The 17,547-nt window shown below is 30.2% G+C and carries 13 protein-coding genes; 8 read left to right on the top strand and 5 right to left on the bottom strand.

Going from position 1 to position 17,547, the window contains the following annotated elements; translation table 11 throughout:
• Nucleotide 1 precedes the first annotated feature (1 nt).
• Genes VJY38_RS12450 through VJY38_RS12440 form a run of 3 tightly spaced genes read right to left on the bottom strand, consistent with a single transcriptional unit; the run spans nucleotide 2 to nucleotide 2,429 of the window.
• Nucleotides 2–1,246, bottom strand: coding sequence for a DUF4900 domain-containing protein (locus VJY38_RS12450; protein ID WP_353681046.1), 1,245 nt, complete (start codon nucleotides 1,244–1,246; stop codon nucleotides 2–4).
• Nucleotides 1,247–1,257: 11 nt separating this feature from the next.
• Entirely contained in the window at nucleotides 1,258–1,896 is a 639-nt protein-coding gene (locus VJY38_RS12445; RefSeq protein WP_353681045.1) for a hypothetical protein, read from the bottom strand.
• Entirely contained in the window at nucleotides 1,896–2,429 is a 534-nt protein-coding gene (locus VJY38_RS12440) for a hypothetical protein (RefSeq protein ID WP_353681044.1), read from the bottom strand. Before VJY38_RS12440 ends, VJY38_RS12445 begins: the two co-directional genes overlap by 1 nt.
• A 169-nt stretch (nucleotides 2,430–2,598) precedes the next feature.
• On the opposite strand from VJY38_RS12440, the gene VJY38_RS12435 reads away from it, so the two are divergent.
• From VJY38_RS12435 to uvrB, 3 genes are all read left to right on the top strand, one after another.
• Nucleotides 2,599–3,186: a methyltransferase family protein gene (locus VJY38_RS12435; protein WP_353681043.1), complete on the top strand. Its 588-nt coding sequence runs from the start codon at nucleotides 2,599–2,601 to the stop codon at nucleotides 3,184–3,186.
• A gap of 5 nt (nucleotides 3,187–3,191) precedes the next feature.
• Entirely contained in the window at nucleotides 3,192–4,787 is a 1,596-nt protein-coding gene (locus VJY38_RS12430) for an N-acetylmuramoyl-L-alanine amidase (RefSeq protein WP_353681042.1), read from the top strand.
• Between the two features lie 124 nt (nucleotides 4,788–4,911).
• Nucleotides 4,912–6,927: an excinuclease ABC subunit UvrB gene (uvrB, locus tag VJY38_RS12425; protein WP_353681041.1), complete on the top strand. Its 2,016-nt coding sequence runs from the start codon at nucleotides 4,912–4,914 to the stop codon at nucleotides 6,925–6,927.
• 25 nt (nucleotides 6,928–6,952) lie between these two features.
• On the opposite strand, the gene VJY38_RS12420 is transcribed toward uvrB, so the two are convergent.
• Together VJY38_RS12420 and VJY38_RS12415 are read right to left on the bottom strand one after the other, a co-directional pair.
• Entirely contained in the window at nucleotides 6,953–8,737 is a 1,785-nt protein-coding gene (locus VJY38_RS12420; RefSeq protein WP_353681040.1) for a glycoside hydrolase family 2 protein, read from the bottom strand.
• A 7-nt stretch (nucleotides 8,738–8,744) separates the two neighbouring features.
• Nucleotides 8,745–10,127, bottom strand: coding sequence for an AGE family epimerase/isomerase (locus VJY38_RS12415; RefSeq protein WP_353681039.1), 1,383 nt, complete (start codon nucleotides 10,125–10,127; stop codon nucleotides 8,745–8,747).
• 251 nt (nucleotides 10,128–10,378) lie between these two features.
• Between VJY38_RS12415 and VJY38_RS12410 the strand changes: the two genes are divergently transcribed.
• From VJY38_RS12410 to VJY38_RS12390, 5 genes are all read left to right on the top strand, one after another.
• Nucleotides 10,379–12,193, top strand: a complete 1,815-nt coding sequence (locus VJY38_RS12410; protein WP_353681038.1) for a cellulase family glycosylhydrolase — start codon at nucleotides 10,379–10,381, stop codon at nucleotides 12,191–12,193.
• A 9-nt stretch (nucleotides 12,194–12,202) separates the two neighbouring features.
• Nucleotides 12,203–13,036, top strand: coding sequence for an alpha/beta hydrolase (locus VJY38_RS12405; protein WP_353681037.1), 834 nt, complete (start codon nucleotides 12,203–12,205; stop codon nucleotides 13,034–13,036).
• Between the two features lie 8 nt (nucleotides 13,037–13,044).
• Nucleotides 13,045–15,063: a sialate O-acetylesterase gene (locus tag VJY38_RS12400; RefSeq protein WP_353681036.1), complete on the top strand. Its 2,019-nt coding sequence runs from the start codon at nucleotides 13,045–13,047 to the stop codon at nucleotides 15,061–15,063.
• 18 nt (nucleotides 15,064–15,081) lie between these two features.
• Nucleotides 15,082–16,143, top strand: coding sequence for a glycoside hydrolase family 5 protein (locus VJY38_RS12395; RefSeq protein WP_353681035.1), 1,062 nt, complete (start codon nucleotides 15,082–15,084; stop codon nucleotides 16,141–16,143).
• Between the two features lie 81 nt (nucleotides 16,144–16,224).
• Nucleotides 16,225–17,532: an extracellular solute-binding protein gene (locus tag VJY38_RS12390; RefSeq protein WP_353681034.1), complete on the top strand. Its 1,308-nt coding sequence runs from the start codon at nucleotides 16,225–16,227 to the stop codon at nucleotides 17,530–17,532.
• The last annotated feature ends 15 nt before the right edge of the window (nucleotides 17,533–17,547 follow it).

The following is a 17,547-nucleotide window of genomic DNA, read 5'->3' as shown; positions in this document are numbered from 1 at the left end:
ATTATTCGAACCAGGAGACAATTTCCATATTTCCTGTACCGGGGAATGCAGGTGGACTTGCAAGCATAAATCTATTATCATAACGATATTTTTTACTGAATCCGTTATCAATATAAATTTGACCACGTGATTCATGAAAAATACCAACTGGACCACGGGTGTATTGTGTTATACCACCATAAAGATTTATAAAACCACTCGGTGGTCTTGTGTTATAATTCTCTGCAGTAAATGAACCTCGCTGAGCATAAATTGCAGCTTGTATGTTTATATCAGAACGATTTGCTGTATTATCTGTAATAACAACGTCTCTTTCAGCTACAATACCAAGCATATCTGTAGAATTTGGATTAGTTCTCGGATCAGAATAATAAACTATATCATTGTCAAGATAAATTTTGCCTCTATTACCTCCAATACCAGAAGCTGCAATTGTATACTGACCTTTAACAGTACCACTTATATGAACTTCAGAATTATCAATGTAAATAATTCCATTCGGAGCAAATTGAGATGCTAATACATATGTCCATGAGCCAGTTGAGCTATAACGATAACGAATACTATCACCTCTAAATTCCAGGTAGACCAAGCTTTTGTTGGTAATCACTTTTCCACCGGAAGCTGCAGCACTTCCAACTAAACTAACGCCATTTTCCGGAATATCCTGGTGAACACCTGTTTCAAAACCTCCATAGAATTTGGGATTTGCACGGTTACTATATTTCACTAAACTACCATCAATTGTAACTTTTCCATAAAATACTGGTTCGTCTGCAACTCTTAATTGACCATTAGTATGGAATGGACCCCAGACGGTATCTCTTGTAGTCCACCATATATTTGCACCTTCGGTATCTGAAAAATATGCATACTTTGCAAATGAGCTGGGCTGGAATAGAACTTTTATAGTATAAGTATGACCCTGATACTCAGCAGTAGATACTAATTGTCTAATTCTTTTGAATGCATCAATTGTTGTAAGTGTAACAGTTATATTACCAAAGTCTAATGGAGAATCATGCAAAGTGTAGTTAAAGGTACCATCTGGAAGAGAGTTATTTAGATATAATTGATTTGCTGCTAAATTTATCCCAGCAGCTGCATATGCATGTGCTTTAGAATTATAATAGTAATCTGCAAATGATTCTACAGTACTTGTAGCCATATTATTATAATTTCTGCCAGCAACCATAAAGATTAAACTGAATCCAAGTACAAGCAAAAGAGCTCCTTTACCTCCCATATTTCACCTCGTTATCTTGTCTTTAAATTTCTTGCTGCTAATCTTATCTGACGCCAGATAACTTTTCTTTCAGAAGAATAATCATCTCCGTATGCAGCTGGATTTTCAACAGCAACATCAATTTGTATTGTACAAATTCCTAATGGAGGAGATGCTGGCATTTCATTAGGATGTAAAGTATCTCCCAGTGCATCAAAATAAGTTAATTTGAATTGAGTAACACCTAAATTAGAACCTCGTGCGGTTTGGTTATTTACAACTCGATATAAGATACGATCATTTGGATTTGGAGTAGAAGAAAGTTCTTCTTTAGTTCCTAAGTAATATTTTAAAGTATCTGGAACTCCATCACCTTCTAAATTTCCCTGACTTACAGCAACATCTGTTAAAAATGAAATGCTTGTATCAGTTGCACTGATTATAGCTTTTGCTGGATCAGGTATTTTTGTCCAATCTTTGCAATAACCAATTTTTGTAAAATCATATTCTATAAGTCTAACAATATCCAGTAAGTTCTGCTGAACTATTTTTTCGCCACTAAATAAATAATTGTTTTCTACAGCAGTATCATTCATACGTAAAAGAATTAGTAATAGCAAACCACCAATAATAGTTGAACCAAGTATGTCAATAAGTGTACTGAATCCCATTATTTAAATCTCCAGTAACTATAAACTGTCGACATTCTAATTGTATCTTCCATAGCTTCACTTGTTACAAGAACTTTAATTCTTTTATGCCATGTTCTTTGATTTTTTATTAAGTCTGGATTATTCTGATCTACATAATCTACCTGGCAATAGGTATTGAAGTATATTCTTTTTGAAGGATCATTCTGGTCAAGTATTAGAGAATCTCTTTGAGGAATGGTACGATAACAATTAAAATCATCAAAATCATCAAATAAATTTGGATCGTTTCTATTTTCACCGGGATCAAGACCAAGATTTTGTGGTAACGTTAGTTGATTTAAGCTTGTTACTTCTGCAGTGTCTGTTTTTTCATCGAATGCTTTACTGATTGCTCGTTCAATCATCGAAGTTGCCAGAGATGTTGCCATTATTCCATAGCGATTTGTAATCATGGTTGTGTTTGTGGTTAATAAGCCTCTATTAACATTCAATATTACTGTACTTAAAAGAAATATTGCCCCAATTGTTAATAACATCTGACCTGTATTCATAGTATCACCATTTATCTCAATTAAAAATTAATTAAATTATATTATTATTGCCATACAAATATTGTGCTATAAATCTTAATGTGATTTTCTTCATATTTTTTAATGTTGTAGATTATATCCGTAATTTTAACTGGTAAAAATTCTCACATTTATAAAAGATAATAAATATATGGATGCCATTAACTTACTTATTGCTATTAACCTTGTTGCAACTATAAGTGCTAACTGGAGTGGTACTAAGAAAGGTTTAAAAATATCTTTAACTAAAGTTGTAGAACGACCCAATACTTATCTTCAAAAATTGCCGACAAATATTGCAGCATTAGTACTTGTTTTGATTATTCTGGGCATTTTTAATGTAGGAAATCTACAGGCTATAAATGATGAAAAATATCTTACTATTCGTGTGGTGGGACTTTTATTATTTGTTTTGTTCTCATGGTTACAGGTTTTCGCTTTCAAAGCCCTTGGAGACTATTATACACAGGATATTATCATTCTAAAAGACCATAAATTAATTAAAAAAGGGATTTATAAATTTATCAGGCATCCTCAATATTTATCTCAAATATTAAGTGATCTGGGTGCTGGCATTGCTTTATTAAATTACTTGATTATCCCTATAGTTATTTTAATTGAAATACCACTTTTTATAATGCGTGCAATTTATGAAGAGAAAATTCTTCAAAAATACTTTAAGGATGAATTTGTGAATTATAAAAAGCATACTGGTTTTTTTATCCCTTTCATTGGTTGATTAATATGAAGTTTTATAAAATCATATTCTTAATTTTTTTTTCAATTATTATTGAAATCTATCCTCAAAAGATCTTAAAAATTTCTGCCGAGATAGATGGTAAAAATTTTACTCTTTCCTGTGTAACAAAAAATGGAAATATTTTTGTTTCTTCCAGTCAATTAGCAAAGGCTATTTCATCAAATTATTACTATAATCCTGAAACAAAAAAAATCGAAATTAAACTGCCGGATTATAATCTAAAGATTACGGCTAATAGTTATTTTGTTGTGTTTACAAAGAAAAGTGATAATTCGCAATTAATATATCAATTGCCGGTTCAAACAATTTTAATTAATGATGATATTTATGTTCCAATAGTTTTTTTGAAAGATTATTTAAGTGATGCAATTAATAAAAAAGTTGAGTTCAATTCTAAAACAAAAACATTAATTATTAAATCATCAGATTCAAATGAAAAGTCTAATAATAATCTTGATGCAAATAATTACTCCAGATTTAATAAAACCAGATACGATATTTATGCACTTTCAATAGAAGACAAAATTAATGGTACTTTAATTAGACTTAAGTCGAATAAAAAAATAATTCTACCAAGACACTCAATCCACGATAATATTTTATATGTCTTTTTTACAAATACAACAATCAATCCCGAGCTAACAAAGAATGTTTTACCTGTAGGTTTTGTAAAACAATGTAATTTAGTTTTAACATCAAGTCGAAGCAGTCAGCTTGAATTCAATTTGAATGAAGGTTATTCCAGTATAGAAATTTTTCAGGATGAAAATACAAATGATATTATTTTGACAATTCACGATAAGAATTTTAAAGAAAGAATAAAAAGATCAAACGATAATGTGAATAAATGGCAATTCGATGTTGTTGTAATAGATCCTGGTCACGGAGGTAAAGATCCAGGTGCAATTAGTTTAAATGGAACTAAAGAAAAAGATATTAATCTTGGTATTGCATTAAAACTTGGTAAATTAATTGAAGAGAATCTTCCTTCTGTGAGAGTTGTATATACAAGAAAGACAGACGAATTTGTGGAATTATATAAGCGAGGTAAAATTGCTAATTCAGCAAATGGAAAGTTGTTTATATCTATTCATTGTAATTCTACTCCCCAGAGAAATATTTCCAGTAGAGGTTTTGAGGTTTATCTTTTAAGACCTGGTAGAACAAAAGAAGCCATTGCTATAGCAGAATTTGAAAATAGTGTGATTAAGTATGAAGACAATCCTGAAAGATATCAACAATTAACTGATGAAAATTTTATTCTTGTGACTATGGCACATTCTCAATATATGAGATATTCAGAAAGGTTTTCAGATTTATTAAATCAAGAATGGGAAAAAAATGTTGGTATTCCTTCAAATGGAATTAAACAGGCTGGATTTTATGTGCTTGTAGGAGCTTCTATGCCTTCAGTTTTAATTGAAACAGGATATCTTTCAAATCCAAAAGATGAAGCTTATTTAAAAAGTTTTAAGGGACAGCTTGAAATTGCTAAAGCTATATTAAAAGCACTTATTAAGTATAAAGAATTGTATGATAAAGAGATGGAGGTTTTATCAAAGAGCGATTCGGGAGAATAAGCTAAAATAAATTTGGAATAATTTTTAATTAGCGAATTTATAAGTAAAAATTTTTCCCTTCTTTAAATTAGTATTTCAATTTTGATATATTTTAATTTAGTCTTTAATTATAATTAATAAAAAAATGGATAGATTCGAATTAGTTTCAAATTATGAACCTGCTGGCGATCAACCAAAAGCAATAAAGGAACTTGTTGAAGGATTAAGGAAAGGAGTAAAGCATCAGGTTCTGCTTGGAGTTACAGGTAGTGGCAAAACTTTTACAATGTCGCACGTAATTAAAGAAATAAATAAACCTACACTTGTTATTTCACATAACAAAACACTTGCAGCACAACTTTATTCTGAGTTCAAATCATTCTTTCCAAATAATGCTGTAGAATTTTTTATCAGCTATTATGATTACTATCAACCTGAAGCTTATGTGGTTAAAAGAGATTTATATATTGAAAAAGATTTTTCTATAAATGAAGAAATTGATAGACTTAGACTTAAAGCAACAACTGCATTAATCGAAGGAAGGCGAGATGTTATAATAGTTGCCAGTGTATCGTGCATATATGGTATTGGAGCACCAGATGAATATGCCCGTCAAATTTTGTTTTTAAGGAAAGGTCAAAAGATCGATAGAAAACAATTAATGAGAAATTTGATTGATATTTATTTTACAAGAAACGATACAGATTTTTCCAGAGGTTCATTTAGAGCACGCGGAGATGTTATTGAAATTATTCCAGCATATCAATATGAAGAAGCTGTTCGTGTTGAATTCTGGGATGATGAAATCGAAAAACTTTCAATCATAGATTCAATTACTGGTAGAGTAATAAGAGAAGTTGAATCTGTTCCAATTTATCCAGCTAAATATTTTGTTACAACAAAAGACAGAATAAATAAAGCAATACAATCAATCGAAGAAGAACTAAAAGAAAGATTAAAGTATTTCTGGTCACAAGAAAAATATGTTGAAGCTCAAAGACTTGAACAAAGAACAAGATTCGATATTGAAATGATGAGAGAAATAGGTTATTGTTCAGGAATTGAAAATTATTCACGTCATCTCGATGGAAGACCACCAGGTTCTCGACCATATTGTTTATTTGATTACTTCCCAAAAGATTATCTTTTAATTATTGATGAATCACACGTTACAATTCCCCAAATAAGAGGAATGTATAATGGAGATCGTTCCAGAAAAGAAACTCTTGTTGAATATGGATTTAGACTTCCTTCTGCTCTGGATAATCGTCCACTTAAATTCGAAGAATTCGAAGAGTTAATTAATCAGGTAATCTATGTAAGTGCAACTCCAGGTGATTATGAGCTTGAAAAAAGTGGCGGCGTTTATGTTGAACAAATTATTAGACCTACTGGATTGATAGATCCCGAAATTGAAGTGCGTCCAGTAAAAAATCAAATTGATGATTTAATTGGTGAAATAAGAAAACGAGCAGAAAGAAAAGAAAGAGTACTTGTAACTACATTAACTAAGAAAATGGCAGAGGACTTAACTGATTATCTCGATAAACTTAATATTAAAGTTAGATATATCCACAGTGATATTGATGCTCTGGAAAGAGTGGAGATTATAAGAGATTTAAGAATGGGTGATTTTGATGTTCTTGTTGGTGTAAATCTTTTAAGAGAAGGACTTGATTTACCAGAAGTTTCTCTTGTTGCAATTCTTGATGCTGATAAAGAAGGATTTTTAAGAAGTGAAAGATCACTTATGCAAACAGCTGGTAGAACTGCTCGTAATGTTAATGGAAAAGTTATTATGTATGCAGATACAATTACAGAATCGATGCGTAAAACTATTGAAGAAACTAATAGAAGAAGAAAGCTTCAACAGGAATACAACGAAAAACATGGTATCACACCAAAAACTATTTATAAAAGCGTTGAAGAAATTTTATCTTCTACATCAATTGCCGATGTAAGAAAGAAAGATTATGAAAGAGAAGAAGCAACTATTTTAAAAGTTGTTGAACCAGTAATTAAATATATGTCAAATGAACAGAGAAAAGAATTAATTGAGCAGATGACAGAAGAAATGTATGCTGCAGCACGCGATCTTGAATTTGAAAGAGCAGCTTATTTAAGAGATGAAATAGAAAAATTAAAAAAGCTTATTAAATAATTTATATCAAAAATTATAAAGATGTTTATCTGATGGTTTCATAAAATTTTTTCAGAACATAATATGCTTTCTTCTTGTAACCTTTCTCTGAGATTAATCCTTTCCTATTCCAGCCATCCTGAATCTCTGGTAGTAATCTTGTAGGCGAACGGAAGTCTGCAAGTATCCAGGGACAGATCCCAATTAAATTTGGAATCCTTGAAATCATTTCAAGACTTTTCTTATAAAAATCTTCCTGATATTCTTCTGTCCATATTGTTAATGAATCTCCATGTAAGCCATATAAACAGCCAGCACCAAATTCTGAAATAATAACTGGCTTATTAAAATTAATTTCCCATTTTGTTTTTAAGCATTTATCTGGTAATCCATCATACCATCCTACATATTCGTTTAGTCCAATAACATCCATTAAATTAGCAGTTGAATCATCAAATATTTTTGTGAAACTATTTTCTTTTCTTTCATAGAATGAATTAAATGCTTTGCTAATTAATCGTGTTTTATCAAATTGTCTTACATGCTCACACAATGCTTTTATAAAATTGTGTCTTTGTGGTGTATTGGGAGTTTCATTTCCAACAGACCATATAATTATTGATGCTCTATTTTTATCTCTTTGAATCATCTCTTCAAGTTGTTGTTTTGCATAATTTAGAGTTATGGGATTATTCCAATCGATTGACCAGTAAACTGGAATTTCTGACCAGACCATTAAACCTAATTTATCTGAAATCTTAGTCATAAATTCATTATGTGGATAATGAGCAAGTCTAACAAAATTACATCCCAGTTCCTTTGCCCAGTTTAAAAGCATTTTTGCATCATCAATATTATAAGCTCGATTGCCTCTTATTGGATTTTCTTCGTGTATATTTATTCCTTTTAAAAAAACAGGTTTATTGTTTAAATAAATTTTATTTCCCTTTACTTCAATTCTTCTAAATCCTATTTCGTCTTTTATTTCATCTTCGTTTGATTTTATTATTACCTGATAAAGTTTTGGATTTTCTGGCGACCACAAAGAAATATTTTCTGTTTTTAAAGATATATGTGCAACTCCATTTTCATCAGTTGAAAATTCTTTTTGAATTCTTAATTCAGGTATTTCAATTAAAATTTTTTGAACCAGTTTATTGCCATCTAATTTAACATAGCCTTCTATTTCTTTATCAGAATCTTTTTTCAATTGAATAAAATAGTCTCGAATAAATGTAGAAGGAAGTTCGATTAACATCACATCTCTGTTTAAACCACCATAATTCCACCAATCAGTTTTTAATGCAGGTAGATATTCAGCTTTTCTTTCATTATCAACACTTATAAAAAGTGAGTTATCTTTTTCTTTAATGTAATTGGTGATTTCAAAATTAAATGGTGTAAAACCACCTTTGTGCGAGCCAATTGTATGTCCATTCAAAAAAATTTCTGCCTCATAATTTGCAGCACCTACATAAATAAAAATTCTATTTGTTGGATTCGATTTTTTATAGTCAAAAATTTTTCTGTACCATAACAAACCTTCGTAATAAAATAATTTTTCAGATTGAGAATTCCAGTCACCAGGTACATAAATAGTTTTACTTTTGTCAAAATTATATTCAATCCTTTCCCATTTATAATTTTGTTTTCGATCCATAAAAATTCCTTCATACCATTCATTTTTTTTACCGCTTTTGTATGGATCAACTTCAAACTTCCATTTGCCATTTAGAAAAGTATAATTTCTTCCATAAGGATTTTGAATTAGAGGTTCTTGTGCCAAGATTAGAATATAAACAAAGAAGAATGACAAGAATAATTGTTTCATGTTTATGCTATAAATTAGTTGCAATGTTTTTCCAGTGATCAATGAAATTTTCAAATTCATCTTTTATTTTTCTAAAGCTATTGAGTTTATACAGTTCACAATCGTCATTTGATAATATTGTTATGCAATTCATTAAAGCACGTCCATTATGATAAGTTGCTTTCCAGATATTTCCTTTTGGTTCTGTTCTATAATGTGGTTCTTTTTCGAGGCTGCCCCAGTACCAATCGCCATAAGTGTGATCTATTAGATACTTATTAACATATTCCCATTCTTTAAGAAAAAGTTTATAATATTTTTTTTCTTTAGGAAAGATTCGAGAGAAAAGCAAAAGAGCATTTAAAGCTTCTGCCTGTGCCCACCAATTTTTTGTGTCTTTAATTATTTTACATTTGTTATCTCCAGAGAAGTAATATCCTTCATCAAAAAAGCCACCATTTTTTTCGTCCCAGCCATTTTCAATAGCATGATCTAACATTCTTTTTGCTACACGTAAAGTTTCGATGTCATTTTCCAGACCAAGTGCATAAGAAGCTTCGAGCATTAAATAAGCAGTTTCATAATCGTGTCCAAACGACACATGATCTAATCTATAATTTGCTTTTCGAATTTCTTCTGGAGCATTTCTAAATGAAACTGGTTTCCAGTCTCTTTCAAAAAACAATTGAAGGTAACCTTTAGGTGTTGTTATAACATCACGAATAAGATGCAGAAGTTCAAATAATCGATTATATAATTTTTCATTTTTCCAGACATGATATAATTCGGTAAAAGCTTCGAGTAAATGAATTGATGAATTTTGATCTTTGTAACCAACTTCGATTGCATCTGTTGCTTTTGTTTTGTATGAACTATTTTTATCGAATGGAATTCCTTCTCGTGTAAGAAACTGAAAATAACCTTTAAATTCAGGATCGTAGGCATGTTGATCCAGCCATTCAAATGCAGATATTGCGGCATCGAGAATTACTTTATCTTTTGTAATATTATAAAGTGCAGCCAATCCATAAATTGCAAATGCATTTCCATATGCCCTTTTTTCATCAAACCAGCCTTCAACATCGCAAGAATTTCCTTCTCTACTTCTTATTTGATAGAATCCACCGTATTTGTCGTCCCACATCTTTTCAATCAAGAATTTAAAACCATGGAGAGAATAATCATAATATTGATTGCTATCAAAAAATTTTGCGGCTTTTGCTGTAGTCCACATGTGTCTTGCTTGTGTTACAATCATTTTTTCTTGAGAAGGCATAATTTTAAAATCATAAGAAATATTTGTAAAATATCCACCAAACTCTTTATCAATAGCCAGTGGATACCATTTTTCTAATAAATTATTTTTTAATTGTTCAAGCATTTCGTTTTTGATTATTAAATTGTTTTCCATAGTACCAGTAAATGTTATTAGTATATAGTCAAATTTTATGCTAAAAAAAGTATTGATAATTTATTGATTTTATTAGTGTATTTTTTACAATATGATAATAATTTTATTAAAATAATAAAGTGAATTATGCAAGTATTTTGAAAATTTATTTTATTAATAAATAAAACTATCGGCATAGTTTTGGCATTACATAGTAATTAAAAGGTTTTCATGAAACTAAATATAACTTTATAATTAAACAGAGATTTATTATGAAAAAAAGATTAATTCTGCTAATAACATTATTGATAAGTTATTCATTTGTTTACTCTTCTGATAGTAAGTTTACAACATTTGTAGAAAGAAAAAATGATAAACTTTATGATAATGGAAAAGAGTTACGGTTTATTTCATTTAATATTCCAAATCTTCACTACATCGAAGATTACTTGCCGTTCGATTCGACAAATCCATGGAGATTGCCTGATGAATTCGAAATTCGTGATGCATTAACCGCAATAAAACATCTTAATGGTAAAGTAGTTAGAATTTATGTTCTCTCTGTACGTAGAGATATTGATACTCCAGATATTATAAGACATGTGGAAGGTCCAGGTAAATTTAATGAGGAAGCATTCAAAGCACTTGATAAAGTTCTTCAAATTGCAAATGAAATTGGGATAAGAATTATTATACCACTTGTTGATAACTGGCACTGGTGGGGTGGACCAAAAGAATATGCATCGTTTAGAGGTAAAGATAGAGATGCATTCTGGAGTGATCCCGAAATTATTTCTGATTTCAAAAAAACAATTGAATTTGTTATTAATAGAAAAAATACTTTTACTGGAGTATTATACAAAGACGATAAAGCAATATTTGGCTGGGAAACTGGAAATGAATTAAATGCACCTTATGAATGGACAAAAGAAATTGCAGCTTATATTAAAAGTCTGGATAAAAACCATCTTGTAATTGAAGGAAGAAATTCACCTGATTTATCTATCGAAGCAATACAGGATACAAATATTGATGTAGTAACAACACATCATTATAGAGATACAAAATCCAATCTCGAAAAAATAGTTGCAAACCAGAAATTGGCAAGAGGAAAAAAACCTTATTTTGTTGGTGAATTTGGAATTGTACCTACACAGGAAATAAGAGCAATCATGGATACAATTATTAATCAGGGATTAGTTGGTGGTTTATTATGGAGCTTAAGATTTAGAAATCGAGAAGGAGGTTTTTATAATCATTATGAATATAATAAAGTTAGTGCTTATCGCTGGCCAGGTTTTTCGAGTGGTGAATGGTATAACGAAAAATTAATTTTAAATATGGTTAGAGAAAAAGCATATCAGATAGATGGTAAAACAGTCCCAATGCTTCCAGTGCCAGAGCCACCAGTACTTTTTGAATTTGATGATGTTTCTCAAATATCATGGCAGGGTTCAGCAGGGGCAGAATCTTATATTATTGAAAGAAGAGAAGAAGACTCGGATGAATGGGAAGTTATTGCTGATAATGTTGATGATGCTAAATATCAATATCGTCCTTTATTTAATGATGAAACAGCTGAGTTTGATAAAAGATACTTTTACAGGATTGCTGCAAAAAATGAATCAGGTATTTCTGATTATTCAAATATTGTTGGCCCGGTAAAAGTCAAATTCAAGAAAATTGTTGATGAAATGGAGAACTTTGATAAAGTTTTTCAAAAAGATGGTGAATTTAAACTCTTAACCTATCAGGATATACGTCGTGCAAAAGAAGATCGTAGTAGATTAACAGGAAAAGATGGGAGCTATTTGATTTATAAATCGCCAATGAATATTTCTGAAATAAAAGTTGAGTTCTTTTTATCTGACGATGGTGATATCAAAATAGAAGCCGGGAATAATCTCGATAATCTTGAGGAGGTAAGCATTGATAAACAAATATTTAAATTCGGGAAGAATGATTATAACTTTTTTGATGCTGTAAGATATACTGCAACTAATATCCCGGAAAATTCTAAGTTTGTAAAAATTATCATTAATGAAGGTGTTCAAATAAGCAGGGTTGAAATTAAATATCAACCATAGATTAAAATTATGCAACTATTATACTTGATGAAATTTAATTTTATTTTTGTTTTAATATTATTTGCTCAGGACTGTAATGTGCTTGAAGAAAATTCTACTTTAATGATAAGTTTCAAGATGTTCTCGGAAAATGTAAAAGATACTTTTCAAATTGATATTTCATTCCCGGAAAGCTATTCAAAAAATACAAATCAAAAATATCCGGTTCTATTTCTAACTGATGGAAACTGGAGAAGAGATCAACACAAAACCATTCATGAGTTATCGAAGCAGAAAGTAATTAAAGAGTTGGTAATAGTTGGTATTGGTTATCCTGATTCTTATAATCCCAATATTATAAGAAAAAGAGATCTAATTGAGCATGCAGATAAATTTCTCAATTTTATTTGCGATGAATTAATTCCCCATATAGAAAATAAATATCGTGTAACAAATGAAAGAACTTTGTGGGGTTCTTCTTTTGGAGGATTTTTTGGAATGTATGCACTTTTTAATTATGTAGATAAAACAAAAAATGTATTCAATAATTACATTATTGTCAGTCCTGCAGCAAAAGAAAAGACTTTCTATAATAATCAATATCTTGATTTATTTGACCTTGAAAAAATTCTCTATTCCAGAACAAAAGAATTAGAAGTAAATTTATATATGGCAGTAGGAGGCAATGAAGATCCAGAACGTTTCTTAGATCCATTTAAAGATTTAATTGATATTCTTCAGAAAAGGAATTATAAAAATTTTTATATGAAATCATATATTGATGCAGGGAAAGATCATTATACTGTTTGGGAGCCAGCTTTGTATGAAGGAGTAAAAATGTTTTTTGGAATAAATAAACTGTGAGGAATTTTATGAAAAAATACCTTCTCTTTCTTCTGACTATTTCAATTATTAATGCTCAAAATGGTAACAAGAAAAATTTTGAGATGCCATCAATATTTTCTGATAATATGGTTTTACAACAGAAATCTTTTGTTCCGATTTGGGGGAAGGCTACACCAGGATCAAAAATTAAAGTAGAGACTGGCTGGAAGCAAAAAGCAATTACAAATGTTAATAAAGATGGAAACTGGATTCTTAAGATTAAAACACCAAAAGCAGGTGGTCCATATGAAATGAAAATTCAAACAGATGATACTACAGTTATTTACAAAAATATTATGATAGGTGAAGTCTGGTTGTGTTCGGGACAATCAAATATGGAAATGCCACTTGCAGGATGGCCACCAAGAGATACAATATTTGGTGCAAGAGAAGAAATTAAAAATGCTACTAACCCGAATATTAGATTCTTTACTGTTACGCGTGCAATATCTACAAAACCAGAATTTAATTGCGAAGGAAAATGGGAAGAATCTAATCCAGAAACAGCAAGTAAGTTTAGTGCAACTGCATATTTCTTTGGTAAAAAGTTATATGATGAACTAAAAGTTCCAATTGGACTTATTCATTCAAGCTGGGGAGGTACACCTGTAGAAGCATGGACAGGTGGAAAATACATTTCACAAGTCGATGATTACAAAACTATTGTTGAACAACTGGAAAAGAGTAAAGACGAAATTATTAAATTAAAAGAATGGCTTGCTACAAAGCCAATTGTAGATATATCAACAAGAGAAGAAAAGTGGAAGAATGTCGATTTTAAAGATTCAATCTGTTCCAAAATTGATTTTGATGATAGCAAATGGAAAGAAATGAATCTTCCAACAACATGGGAAAGAACAGAAGTTGGAAATTTTGATGGTGTAATATGGTTCAGAAAAAAAATTGAAATACCAGAATCATGGATTAATAAAGAGCTTAAACTTGAACTTGGTCCAATTGATGATATCGATGCAACATTTGTAAATGGAATTAAAGTAGGAGGCTACGAAGAAGAAGGCTTCTGGCAGGAAGATAGAATTTATACCATTCCATCAAATATTGTAAACAATAAAGAACTATTGATTGCAGTTCGTGTAATTGATAATCAGGGTGGTGGTGGAATCTGGGGTGCAAAAGAAAAAATGAAAATTTATCCCAAAGATTCTTCAGAATTTATTTCGCTATCTGGTTTATGGAAATATTTGCCAGTCGCAGAATATTCAGGAGGAAAGTATTATGTATTTGATGTAATTAGTGAAGAATATTATCAAAGACCAAAACTTTCTGTCGATTTATCTGCATATACTCCCACTACACTTTATAATGCAATGATTGCACCATTAATCCCTTATCGAATAAAAGGTGTAATCTGGTATCAGGGTGAATCCAATACAGGAAATCCTGAGCTTTATAAAACTCTCTTTCCTTTAATGATTAAAAACTGGCGTGACGATTGGAAACAGGGAAATTTTCCTTTCTATTATGTTCAAATTGCACCTTATAATTACGGAGAACAAACTCAATCTCAAAAATTAAGAGAAGCACAACTTAAAACTCTCAAAGTACCTAAAACTGGAATGGTTGTAACTCTTGATATCGGTAATCCAGAAAACATTCATCCTGGAAATAAAAAAGATGTTGGAGTGCGACTGGCACTCTGGGCACTTGCAAAAGATTACAATAAAAAATTCTTTTATTCTGGACCAATTTATAAATCAATGAAAATTTTAAATGACAAAATTGAATTAAGCTTTGATTATGCAGACGGTGGACTTATTATAAAAGAAAGAAATGGTAATAATAATTTTTTAATAGCTGGTAAAGATAAAGTATTCAAAAAAGCAGAAGTAAAAGTGAAAGGGAAAAAATTAATTGTATATAATCCAGAAATAAAAAATCCAGTTGCTGTACGTTATTGCTGGGATAATACTTCAGAAGCAACTTTGTTTAATAAAGCAGCAGGTTTGCCTGCTTCTTCTTTTAGAACAGATAATTGGGATGAATAAATTGAAAAGGGTTTAATCATGAAAAAAATGATCTTAAAAATCTTGATATTGCTTTTATTACTCCAGATTCAATTTGCAAATGCACAACAACCAAAATATCGTGCGTGGTGGAATGAACAATACTTAAATAAACAATATGAAAGTCCAGATAATAAAAAACTTCCATTAATTAAAGTAAAAGGGAATAAATTTGTTACAGAGAAAGGAGATACAATTTTATTCCGTGGATTATCAATTTCGGATCCAGATAAAATTGAAAATCAAGGACAATGGAGTAAAAAGATTTTTGAAAAAGTAAAAGAACTTGGAGCAACAATTGTAAGAATTCCTGTTCATCCAGTAGCATGGCGAGAAAGAACTCCAGAAAAATATATTAAACTAATTGATGACGCTGTTAAATGGTGTACAGAACTTGAAATGTACATTATAATTGATTGGCATACAATCGGTAATCTTGAAATGGAATTATTCCAGGATCCAATGTATGAAACCACAAAAAAAGAAACATATGAATTCTGGCGAACAATAGCTAAAAGATACAGTGAAAATAACACAATAGCATTTTACGAATTGTTTAATGAACCAACACTTTATTTTAATCAACTTGGAGTTGCTTCCTGGAGTGATTGGAAAAAAACAAATGAAAATATTATTAAGTTAATTAGAGCTTACGATAAAGAAACAATTCCACTTGTTGCTGGTTTTGATTGGGCTTATGATTTAACTCCTCTTCTTGTCGAACCAATCAATGCAGAAAATATTGCTTATGTAACTCATCCATATCCTCATAAAAGAACAAAACCATGGGAACCAAAGTGGGAAGAAAATTTTGGATTTGCTGCAAGTCAATATCCTATAATTGCAACAGAAATTGGTTTTACTCTTGGTGATGAATCAATCAATGCAAATGGTGAATATGGTAATGCAATAATAAATTATCTTGAATCAAAAGGAATTAGCTGGATTGCATGGGTTTTTGATCCAGAATGGTATCCAAGTATGATAAAATCCTGGAAAACTTTTGAGCTTACTGAATGCGGACAATTTTTCAAAGAAGCTATGCAAAGAAATAAAAAATAAATAAAAGTTAATTTTAATAAAATATTGAGATAGTGGAATTTTAATGAACAGCCAAAATAAAGTAAAATAATTGGTTATAAAATGGTTAGCATAAAACAAAAATGGGGTTTTGGACTTCTTCTGTTTTTAGCTTTGGTCTATTTGTTAATTTATTATTTTCAAAGATATCAACCAGAAAACTCAGTTACTGAAATTTATTTTGCAGATAGAATCACTGCAGCACATCGTGTTTTGATAAATGAGTATAACAAACTAATGGCTGGTAAAGTAAAAGTAATCCCTATTGATTTCCCGAATTTTGATTTTAGTACCAATGAAAGAAAAGAAGTTCTTGCTCGTTCTTTAAGAGGTACAGGAGATGGAATTGACATTTTTGCAGTTGATATAATCTGGGTACAGAGATTTGCAAAATGGTGTGAACCTCTTGATAAATATTTTACAGATGAAGAAAAGAAAAAAATATTACCCTTAGCCTTAGAATCATGCTATTCCAATGGTGAACTTGTAGCTGTGCCACTCAATAGAGTTCAGGGAGTCCTTTATTATCGAGAAGATATTTTGAAAAAATTTAAAAATGGAGAAGAAATAATAAAGAAGATTCAAAATAAAATTACATGGGAAGAATTTATTGAGCTGAAAGAAAAATTAAAATTCGATAGTCTTTATTATATTTATCCAGCTGCTGATTATGAAGGTTTTATATGTAGTTTTATGGAATTATTACTCAGCCAGAATCCAGATTATTTTCATCAATATGGATTTAACCTTGATAAACCCGAAGCAGAAAAAGCACTCCAGACACTTATAGATTTTATTTATAAATATAAGATTACTCCAAAAGAAGTAATTAAATTTACAGAAATTCCAAGCTATGCATACTATATAAAAAACGATGGTTTATTTATTAGAGGATGGCCAAGTTACGATAAAGATTTTAAAGAAAATCCTTTTGATTCAACAAAAGAAAAATATTTACGAAAAGCACCTCTACCTCATTTTAAAAATGGTAGACCGGTATCAATAATAGGTGGCTGGAATCTCATGGTTTCTAAATTTTCAGATAAAAAGGAAGAAGCGGTTAATTTTGTTAAATTTCTTTTAAGTGAAAAATCACAGGAAACATTTTATCGATTAAGCGGCCATTACCCGGTTTTAAGAAAGTTTTATGAAGATTCTTCTTTTATTAAAAAATATCCTGAGTTCATCGAAATTCGGAAACTTCTTAATACAGGTATTCATCGTCCTGCACACGAAGAATATACAAGATACTCTAAAATAATGTCTTATTACTTTGAACAAGCATTATTAAAAAAGATTAGTGTTAAAGAAGCTCTTTCAAGAGCAACCAATGCAATTCAGTACGAAAAAAATATTATTAAAGAATATTAACTTTAATTAGATTTT

This window comes from Rosettibacter firmus (assembly GCF_036860695.1).
Lineage (GTDB): Bacteria > Bacteroidota > Ignavibacteria > Ignavibacteriales > Melioribacteraceae > Rosettibacter > Rosettibacter firmus.
This window is presented reverse-complemented; position numbering and strand designations above follow the sequence as displayed.